Raw genomic sequence first — 10,183 nt, 5'->3', positions numbered from 1 at the left:
GAGAAACTGTACCGCTCGGGCGACTTGGCGGCTTGGCTGCCGGACGGCAACATCGAATACCTGGGCCGGATCGATCATCAGGTGAAAATCCGCGGGTACCGGATCGAGCTGGACGAAATCGAGACGCAGCTGCTGAAGATCGCCGCCGTTCAAGAAGCCAAGGTGCTCGACCGCGACGACGCGAACGGCCAAAAGCAGCTTGTCGCTTACTACGTCGCGGAAACGAGGCTGGCGGTGCATGAACTCAAGGAGGAGCTCGCCAAGCAGCTTCCGGGGTATATGATTCCTTCGCACCTCGTGCAGCTTTCGCGGATGCCGCTGACCCCGAACGGGAAAATCGACCGCAAAGCGCTGCCCGCGCCGGAGGAAGCCGCGGCCCGAGGAGCGGAATATGTCGCGCCGAGAACGCTGCTCGAAATGAAGATCGCCCGCGTCTGGCAGGATACGCTTGGCGTTCCGCAGGTCGGCGTAAAGGATAACTTTTTTGAGTTGGGTGGCAATTCGTTAAGTCTGATGAGGCTCGTTCAAGCCGTTTACGATGAAACGGGCATTGAGATACCGCTAAACCGCCAATTCCATAATGTAACAGTTGAAGCCATGGCTTTCGGAGAGGGGGACCTGGGCCTGGATAAAGGGGGAGACTCCTTCATTAAGCTGAATAAAGTAGGAAATCTGAATGTGTTCTGCTTCCCTCCGGGCAGCGGCTTCGGCATCGGTTACCGAGAGCTCGCAAGCAGGCTCGACGGTCGGTCCGTGCTCTACAGCATTGATTTTATCGACGATGCCGTCGATTACGAGGCCATGCTGAACCGTTATGTGGACGAGATCGTCCGCATCCAGCCGGAAGGACCTTACGTGCTGCTCGGCTACTGCTTCGGAGGAAACCTGACGTTCGAGGTAGCCAAAACGATGGAGAAAAGAGGGTATTCCGTAACAGACGTGCTTATGGTGGACTCGTGGATTAAGCACACGCTGACGCCTTCCGAAACGTCGGAGAAAGAGCTTGAAGAAACGCTTGCCGATTTCGACGAAGAAGAGAAGGAACTAATGAGCAACCCGCTCGTGCGGGAGCGGGTTCATCGGAAGGTCAAAGCGACCTTGGCGTACGAAGCGCAACTCATTAATTCCGGCACGATCCCGGCCAGGATTTACGAACTGATTGCGAAGGACAGCGAAGCGTTCCGCCTGGAGCACCAATTGCCTTCCTGGCAGGGGGCAACGACGCAAGCTTACGCCGATTACCGGCTGGAGGGCGCGCACGAGGAATTGCTGGAACTCGCGCGCGTGGACGAAACGGCCGTCGTCATCCGGGACATCTTAGAGCAAGTCAAGCGGCAGATTGAAGCGGAGGCCGGTGTACTGCATGGAAGCTGACCGACAGCCGTCTGTTCAAGAACAAGGCACAGCGGCGCCTTTCAAGCGCCAAACCGCTTACGCCGCCTGGAAAGCGTTCCGCTGGCTGATGTCCTATGTAAGCCGTCACAAAGGCTGGATGATCGTCGGTGTCTTGTCCGCGATTGCCGCCGCCGTTATTGAGATATGGACGGGAGGTTTGATCGAGCAGCTGACCACCCAGGCCGAGAAGGGGGCGGGGCCAATCGTTCTGCAAATCGTGTACGCGGTCTTTGTGGTCATCTTGATCGGTGTGCCGGCGAAGTTTTTCATGAGCTTCGGCGTGGAGCGAAGCAGCGCCTCTGCGGTGCAGGATATCCGCAACCATGTCATGCGTCATATCGGTAAACTCCCGGTCTCCTATTTAGAAAAGCAGCACTCCGGCGATGTCTTGTCGCGGATCAACAACGACCTGCAGCTCATCCAGCAGTTTATGATTCGGGACCTCGCCCAGTGGTTTTATCATCCGCTGTTGTTCATCGGCTGTTTCGCTTATTTGCTCTACCTCCAATGGGAGCTGATGCTGTACAGCCTGCTGTTATTTCCCGTAGCGCTGCTGGTTTCCCAGTGGATCGGCAAGCAGTTGGAGCGGTTGACGGAGGAAGCCCAGGCGAACATGGGCCGAATGAACGTCAACCTCCAGGATACGCTTGGGGGTATGCCTATTGTAAAAAGCTACCTGCTATCCGGCATGTTATCTCGCTCCTACCAAGTGCTGCTGCAATTGACGGCCCAAAAAAAGCTGGCCGTGAAAAAGCGGGAAGCCTGGGTCAACCCGCTGCTTTCCACGTTGATGATCAGCCCGATCATTTTCGCCGTCAGTTACGGAAGCTATTTGATCTACAAAGGGCAGCTAGGTGCGGGAGAGCTGATCGCCTTCCTGTACTTGCTGAATCTGTGTCTGGAGCCGCTGGAGCATATTCCCGAGCTCATCACGCGGACGTTCGAAATGGCCGGTGCCCTGAGAAGGGTCTCCGAAATCGTCGAGCAGCCGACCGAAACGGAAAATGGCCGCTCGCTTTCGAAAGCGAGCGCCGCCCCCATCGAGTTTCAGAACGTAAACTTCGGGTATGAGGAGAGCTCCCCGATCCTGCGGAATGTTAGCTTCTCGGTGCCGGAAGGGAAGACGATCGCGCTTGTCGGAGCGAGCGGCGGAGGGAAGAGCACGGTGTTTAAGCTTGTATGCGGCTTTTATCCGCTTCCGAAGGACCAGGGCGAGATCCGCGTGTTCGGCAGCCTGATCCACGGCGCCGATCCGGAGCAGCTTCGGTCGCATTTTTCTGTGGTAACTCAGGATTCGTATTTGTTTAGCGGCACGATCGCTGAAAATATCGGCTACGGGCGGGAAGTAGCGTCGATGGACGAGATTATCGAATCCGCCAAAGCCGCTCAGGCGCATTCCTTCATTATGCAGCTTCCCGACGGCTACCAGACGTATGTCGGAGAGCGCGGAGGCTTTTTGTCCGGCGGGCAGCGCCAGCGCATTGCAATGGCCCGGGCTTTTCTGAAGGATGCTCCCGTTCTGCTGCTGGACGAGCCAACGTCGGCTCTTGATCCGGAGTCGGAAAGCGCGGTTCAGGAAGCGCTGGGCGTATTGATGAAGCAGCGAACGACGATGATTATTGCCCACCGGCTTTCTACAGTACAAAACGCCGACGAAATTTGGGTCATGGAACAGGGGAGTATTGTTGAAAAGGGCACTCATGAACAATTGCTGAAGATGAAGGGACTGTACGCCCAGTCGTACTATCAGGAATTTACCGAGTCTGCCGAACGCAGGGAGGTGGCGTACACATGAAAAAGGGCGGATGGCTCTCGCAAGTGAAAGAACTAAGCTACTTGCTGATGTTTATGAACCGCAAGCGCAAAACCCAGTACGCCATTGGCCTGGCAGTGACGGCGCTCACCCAGACATTGTTCCTGATCGCCTTCAGCTTGGTCGTACATAACTTGGTTGATTTCGCCGTGTCCCGAGATACGTCCCTGATAGTGGAAGCCTTTATTATTTTGGGCGCGGCCTTGTTCCTGGAAAATGTGATTTCTCCCTGGTTCATTTACTTATACCAGCGCAGTGTCGAGCTGACTGTGCTGAATATCCGCGAACGTCTTTATGAAAAGCTGTGCCGGGTGCGGCCGAGATTCCTGGAGCAGACGCACCATGGGGACTTGCTGTCGCGGGTGAACAACGACGTAACGACCGTTGAGTTTACATTCTCGCAGGTTTACTTTGTTTTGCTGCTTCAAGTTGTCTTTTGCATCGGCTCCATTGTCTCCATGGTGTTGATCGATTGGCGGTTTGCCGGCGTATCCTTCGTCATTCTGCTGCTGTCCTCCGTGGTCAGCCTGAAATTTGCGCGGGATATTCGCGCCTTGTCCGAACAAGGCTTGCAAACGCTCGGTAAAATGACCGAAAAATTCAAAGATTTTATGGGCGGCATTCAAATTGTGAAGCTGTTCCGCATCCGCACGATTTACGGCCAGTACGAGGCGTTGAACGAACAAATGACGCAGACGCTTCGGCAAACCGCGCAGAAGAACGGCATGCAGGCTGCGGTGAATCATTTTATCAGCTACGTCACGTTCTGCGGCATCATCGTCATCGGCAGTCTTCTTTATGCCTACGGACTGATGGGAATGGGAAGCGTCGCCGCCCTGGCGGTTTTGCAAGTGAATCTGACGCACGCCTTGTTGAACTTGGGGACGGTTCTGTCGATGACCCAAAATTCGCTCGCGGGCGCTCACCGGATTCAAGAAGTACTAAGAGAGGAAGAGGAACCGGAGCGTTTGGGATCTCCTCACAGCGAGCTCGTGTCGGAGGCTGCGGTGGAGTTTCGCGATGTGGAATTTTCCTATCAGGCGGATAAAAAGGTGCTTGTTGACATCTCCATGCAGGTGTTTCCCGGACAGGTCGCCGCTATCGTGGGGGCCAGCGGCAGCGGCAAAAGTACGCTGATCAAGCTGCTGCTCGGCTTTTATCCTGTGGACAGCGGAGAAATCCTGCTCCAAGGCAAACCGTTCGGCCATTACACGCTGGACGAAATCCGCAGGCAGATTGCATACGTTCCGCAGGAGCCGTTCTTGTTTACCGGCACAATTGAGGAAAACATCCGCTACGGCAACCTGGATGCAACGGATGAAGAAGTGATCGAAGCGGCCAAAGCGGCGTACGCTCACCATTTCATTCAGGAACTTCCTGAACAGTATAAAACGCCGGTGGGAGAGAGAGGAGCGTCGTTGTCGGGCGGACAAAGGCAGCGAATTGCGATCGCACGGGCGATTCTCAAAAACGCCCCGATTCTGCTGCTGGACGAAGCGACTTCCGCGCTGGATAACGAATCCCAGCATTGGGTACAGCAGGCCCTGAACGTATTGATGAAAGGGCGCACCACCATCCTGATCGCCCACCGTCTCAGCACCGTGGAACATGCGGATTTGATTACCGTCATGAACCAAGGGACGGTCGTCGAGCGGGGCTGCCATCAGGACCTGATTGCGCTCGGAGGTTATTACGCCCGGCTGTACGGCTAGACCCGCTTTACGGCGGGCGGCTTCTTGCTCGCGAATGCGACAGAGTCTTTTAGCAATCCAAGGTATGACTTTATAACCGGTAGTTACCAGAAAACGCAGACACGAAAAAGGAGGAAGAGTCCGAAGGAGCCGTTCCGGGAATGGCCTGCGCGGTTCTTCTAAGAGTGACTAAGTGACATCTAGGTACAAAGCCTATCTATAAAGAATCTCTAAACCGGGAGTGTGTCGATGTGAGAGAGGATACCAACGAGCAATATGGATTAACGCAAGCCCAGCGCCGAATATGGTTCATGGAAATTATGAATCCGGGAACGTCCATCACGATGCTTTCCGCGACCTACCAGATTACGGGCGAGATCAACACACAGCTTCTGAAGCAAGCGGCGGCAGAGATCGTCAAAACCTATGACGTTTTCCGAATCCGCATTAGCGGGGATTTGCAAAATCCAACGCAGTGGTTCGAAGAGCCGGAGAATGTCCAAGCTAGGATAAGCCGCCTCGAAATAGGCACAACCGAACAATTCTATGCTTGGGTGAAAGAAGTAAGCGAAAAACCGGCCAGCGTGTTCGACGAACACCTCTACCAATTTACGATTATCCATTTTGCGAACGGCCAAGTATGGCTCAATTTGACGGTAAATCATATTATCGCCGACGGCTTGTCCGTCAATGCTTTGCTGCATGCGGTGATGGAAAAATACCTGGAACTGCGCAAAGGCATCTCCAGCAGTTACCAGCCCCCTTCCTATCTAGATTATATTTCCTCGGAGCGTGAATATGAGCAATCGCAGCGTTATCAAAAAGGCAAGGAATACTGGCTGACAAAGTACAACACTTTGCCTGAAACGACCGGCATTAAATCGTATCCGCCATTCTCGATCGGCAGCGAATCCAATAAACTGTCCATCACTTTGGACGGTTCCCGGTATGAACGCATTCTGGCCTTCAGCGAACAATATCAGGTCAGCTTATATACGTTATTTTTGTCCGCCATGTACGCCTTATTGTACAAACTGACCGACAGCACCGATGTTCCGGTCGGCACGGTTTTCGCCAATCGCACCAGCAAGAAGGAAAAAGAAACGATCGGCATGTTTGTCAGCACTGTGGCTACGCGGATTTGTCTGAATCCAGACGGGCACGTACTTTCATTGATCCAAACGGTTTCCAAGGAAAATACGGCGGATCTGCGGTATCAGAAATACCCTTATAACCAATTGATCCAGGATTTACGCGAACAACACGGCCGCAACGATCTTTCGGGGCTGTTCCGCACGTCTCTGGAATATCTGCCTTTGAAAATCGTGGAGTACGAGGAAATCAAGGTACGCTTAGAGGCTCACTTCGCTAGGCACGAGATGGACGATTTGCTGCTGCGCTTCGACCATATGCTGAATGAAGGCCATGTAATTCTCCATGCTTCCTATCGTACGGGTCTGTTCGAGAAGGCCGAGATTGATCGGATTATGGAACAGTATGTAACCGTTCTGGACCAGTTTCTTCAGAGTCCCGAACTGCCGGTACGCGAGATTTCTCTGCTGAGCGATGAGGAGAGACACCGCATTCTCAATGTTTTTAACCCGCCGGTGGCAGGGCTGAGCGAGGGAGAAGCGTTTCATCGGTATGTTGAAAAGTTTGCTCGGGAAATTCCAGATCATCCGGCAGTCGTCTACATGGACAAACAGCTGACCTACGGCGAATTGAACGAACGCGCCGAGCGGCTGGCTTCTCTCCTTCGCGAACAGGGCGTGGGAAGGGAGACGATTACGGGGATCTGGGCGGAGCGTTCGGTGGAACTGCTGGTCGGGGTGCTCGCCGTTTGGAAAGCCGGCGGAGCCTATGTACCGCTGGACCCCGATTATCCCGCGGAGCGGATTGAGTACATGCTCAGCGATAGCGATGCATCGGTGCTGCTTACGCAGCGTCATCTGTTGGAGCGGGCCGGAGGTTGGTTGGCCGATGACCGGCTGAAGCTTCAAGCTGTCTATGCCATGGATGATGAACAGATTTATAACGGGGATGCCTTAGCCGTGGAATTTGAATCTGCCGACAGCGCCCCGCAAGACTTAGCTTATGTGATTTACACCTCGGGTACGACGGGACGCCCGAAAGGCGTCATGATTGAGCACGGTAGTCTCGTGAATACGGCGGATGCGTACCGTCGCGAGTACCGGTTGGATCAGTTTCCGGTGCGGCTGCTGCAGCTGGCCAGCTTCTCGTTTGACGTGTTTGTCGGAGACATCGCGCGGACGCTGTATAACGGAGGCACGATGGTGATTGTGCCGAAGGATGACCGGATTGATCCGAACCTCTTATACGGCTGGATTCGGGACCAAAACATTACGGTATTCGAATCGACGCCTGCGCTCATCCTGCCGTTCATGCAGCATATTTATGAAGAAGGGCTGGACGTTAGCTCCATGCAGTTGCTGATTACCAGCTCGGATGCTTGCAGTGTCACCGATTACCGATTGCTACAGGAAAGATTCGGCGGACAATTCCGCATCATCAACAGCTATGGCGTTACCGAAGCGGCCATTGACAGCAGCTTTTACGGTGAGCCGCTGGATAAGTTGCCGCCGTCGGGTCATGTGCCGATCGGCAAAGCTTGGCTGAACGCCCGGTTTTACATTGTCGATGCTGCGTTAAAGCCGGTTCCTGTAGGGGTTCCGGGCGAGCTTGTCATCGGCGGCGCCGGGGTGGCGCGCGGGTACTGGAACCGTCCGGACCTAACCGCCGAGAAGTTTGCGGACAGCCCGTTTGTGCCGGGCGAACGTCTGTACCGGACAGGCGATTTGGCCCGCTGGCTAGAAGACGGCAACGTCGACTTCATCGGCCGGATCGACTATCAGGTGAAAATTCGCGGGTTCCGGATCGAACTCGGCGAAATTGAAACGGCCCTGCTGCGTTTCCCGGGCGTCAAGCAGGCTGTGGTGACCGACCGTACGGATGAGCAGGGGCAAAAGTATTTGTGCGGTTACGTGGCGGCGGATGCTTCTTTGCAGCTGAGCGATCTGCTGTCCCAATTGAAGCAAGAGCTGCCGGCTCATATGGTCCCGGCCCGGCTGGTGTCTCTTGATAAGCTTCCGCTCACGCCGAACGGCAAAATTGACCGCAAAGCGCTGCCTGAACCGACGGGAGAGATAGAAGCAGGCCGTGAGTATGTGGCTCCTCGTACAACGCTGGAAACAAGACTTGCTCTCATTTGGCAGCAGGTACTGGGTATTGCGCGAGTTGGAGTCCAAGACGATTTCTTTGACTTGGGTGGTCATTCCTTGCGGGCCTCCACGCTGGTTTCCAAGATTAGGAAAGAGCTGCAAGTCGAGGTTCCGCTGCGGGAAGTTTTCCGCTACACCACGATCGAACAGCTGGCCCAAAGAATCGGCGGTTTAAGGCAGCAGGAGACGTATGAGATTACAAAGGCGGCTGAGGCCGAGTGCTATCCGGTTTCATCCGAGCAAAAGCGTCTGTACGTCCTGCGCCAGCTTGACGGGGCCGAGCGCAGCTACAATATGTCGGCGGCGCTTCTTCTCGAAGGCAAGCTGGACCGCACGCGCGTCGAGCACGCGTTCCGGGCGCTGATTCAGCGCCATGAGACGCTGCGTACCGGGATCGAGCAGGTTCAAGGCGAGCTTGTCCAGCGCATCTATGACGAGTTGGATTTTGCTGTAGATTATTTCCAAGCGAGCGAGCGGGAAGTGGAGCAAGTGGTGGAAGCTTACTATCACCCGTTTGATCTGACTAAGCCACCACTTCTCCGCATCGGCTTGATCGAAGTCGCCGAGGATCGCCACATTCTGCTGTTCGATATGCACCATATCGTCTCGGACGGTATTTCGACAGCGCTGCTCTTCGACGAGTTCAGCCGCCTGTATCGGGGCGAGGAGCTGGCCCCGCTGCGCATTCAATACAAAGATTATGCCGTTTGGCAGCATTCCGAAGCTTACGGGCAGATGCTCCAGCCGCAGAAGGAGTATTGGCTGGAACAGCTGTCGGGCGAGCTGCCGGTCTTGGAGCTACCGACGGACTTCCCGCGGCCTGCGGTGCAAAGCTTTGACGGCCGAACCGTGAAGTTTTATATCGAGAAAGATCGGACGGAGAAGCTGAAAGAACTAGCGGCACGGACAGGGACGACCCTGTACATGGTGCTGCTGTCGGCTTACACCATCCTTATGCATAAATATTCGGGTCAGGAGGATCTGATCGTAGGAACGCCGATTGCCGGAAGAACGCAGGAAGAAGTGCAGCCGATCGTAGGGATGTTTATCAACACGCTGGCCATTCGCAGCCGTCCGGAGCGTTCCAAGCCGTACCTTTCGTACCTGGAAGAAATCAAGGATATCACGCTCGGGGCTTTCGAACACCAAAATTATTTGTTCGAAGACTTGGTAGAAAGTCTTCACATTCCGCGCGCGACCGGCCGGAATCCGCTCTTTGACACGTTCTTCTCCCTACAAAATACGGAGAACGAGCAAATTGTCATCGAGGGGCTGGAGCAATCGTTTTATCCGCTGGAAAACCGAACATCCAAGTTCGAGCTGCTCTTGGACATTTCGGAGATGGACGGTCAGCTCGAATGTCGGTTGGAGTACGCTACGGCTTTGTATAAACAGGAGACCGCGGAGCGGTTCGCCAGACATTATGACAAGCTGCTCGAAACCATCGCAGCAGCGCCGGACGGGGATATTGCCTCGCTGGAAATGCTCACGGAGGAGGAAATTCGCGAGCTGATGCGCGGTTTCAACGATTCAGAGGCGGACTACCCGCGGCAGCAGACGATTCACGGCTTGTTCGAAGAGCAGGCGGAGCTTTACCCGGACAACGTGGCCGCCGTCATGAACGAGCGGCAGCTGACCTACCGCGAGCTGAACGAGCGATCCAACCGCCTTGCGCGGAAGCTGCGGGAGACGGGAGTAGAAGCGGACCAGCTGGTAGCGATTCTGGCCGAACGCTCGCTCGATATGGTCGTCGGCATTCTGGCGATTCTCAAAGCAGGCGGAGCATACGTGCCTGTCGATCCCGACTACCCGGAGGAGCGCATTCGCTTCATGATCGAGGATTCGGGTGCGCCGTTATTGCTGATTCAAAAGCATCTGCACGAGAAGACCGACTTCGTAGGAACGCGCCTCGAATTGGACGATTTCGTTTGGGGCGACAGAGGGGCGGACTCCGAAGGTGCGCTGGACGCTTCGAACCTGGAGCCGATTTCCGGGCCGCTCAACCTGGCTTATGTCATCTACACGTCGGGAACGACCGGCAGACC

At 55.0% G+C, this 10,183-nt stretch carries 4 protein-coding genes; all 4 read left to right on the top strand.

The features are described from left to right. The coding region (locus G9G57_RS25120) for a thioesterase domain-containing protein (RefSeq protein WP_148105530.1) at nt 1-1,374 on the top strand (1,374 nt) is incomplete at its 5' end. Beyond that, nucleotides 1,364-3,190, top strand: a complete 1,827-nt coding sequence (locus tag G9G57_RS25115; RefSeq protein ID WP_019688691.1) for an ABC transporter ATP-binding protein — start codon at nt 1,364-1,366, stop codon at nt 3,188-3,190. The genes G9G57_RS25120 and G9G57_RS25115, both read left to right, overlap by 11 nt. Continuing rightward, nucleotides 3,187-4,920 (top strand): ABC transporter ATP-binding protein, encoded by a 1,734-nt coding sequence (locus tag G9G57_RS25110; protein ID WP_029514286.1) that lies wholly within the window; start codon nt 3,187-3,189, stop codon nt 4,918-4,920. The genes G9G57_RS25115 and G9G57_RS25110 overlap by 4 nt, the downstream gene beginning before the upstream one ends. A gap of 230 nt (nt 4,921-5,150) precedes the next feature. Then, nucleotides 5,151-10,183 (top strand): non-ribosomal peptide synthetase (locus G9G57_RS25105; RefSeq protein ID WP_164965669.1); only part of this gene is annotated, 5,033 nt, incomplete at its 3' end.

This window comes from Paenibacillus sp. EKM211P (genome assembly GCF_011066175.1).
Classification (GTDB): Bacteria; Bacillota; Bacilli; order Paenibacillales; family Paenibacillaceae; genus Paenibacillus; species Paenibacillus polymyxa.
Note: the sequence above shows the minus strand (reverse complement) of the source record. Positions and strands in the feature narration are given on the sequence as shown.

Bases quoted from the DNA above. Each gene is read 5' to 3' on its own strand.
- G9G57_RS25110 (WP_029514286.1), top strand. From the start codon at position 3,187: ATGAAAAAGGGCGGATGGCTCTCGCAAGTGAAAGAACTAAGCTACTTG.
- G9G57_RS25115 (WP_019688691.1), top strand. From the start codon at position 1,364: ATGGAAGCTGACCGACAGCCGTCTGTTCAAGAACAAGGCACAGCGGCG.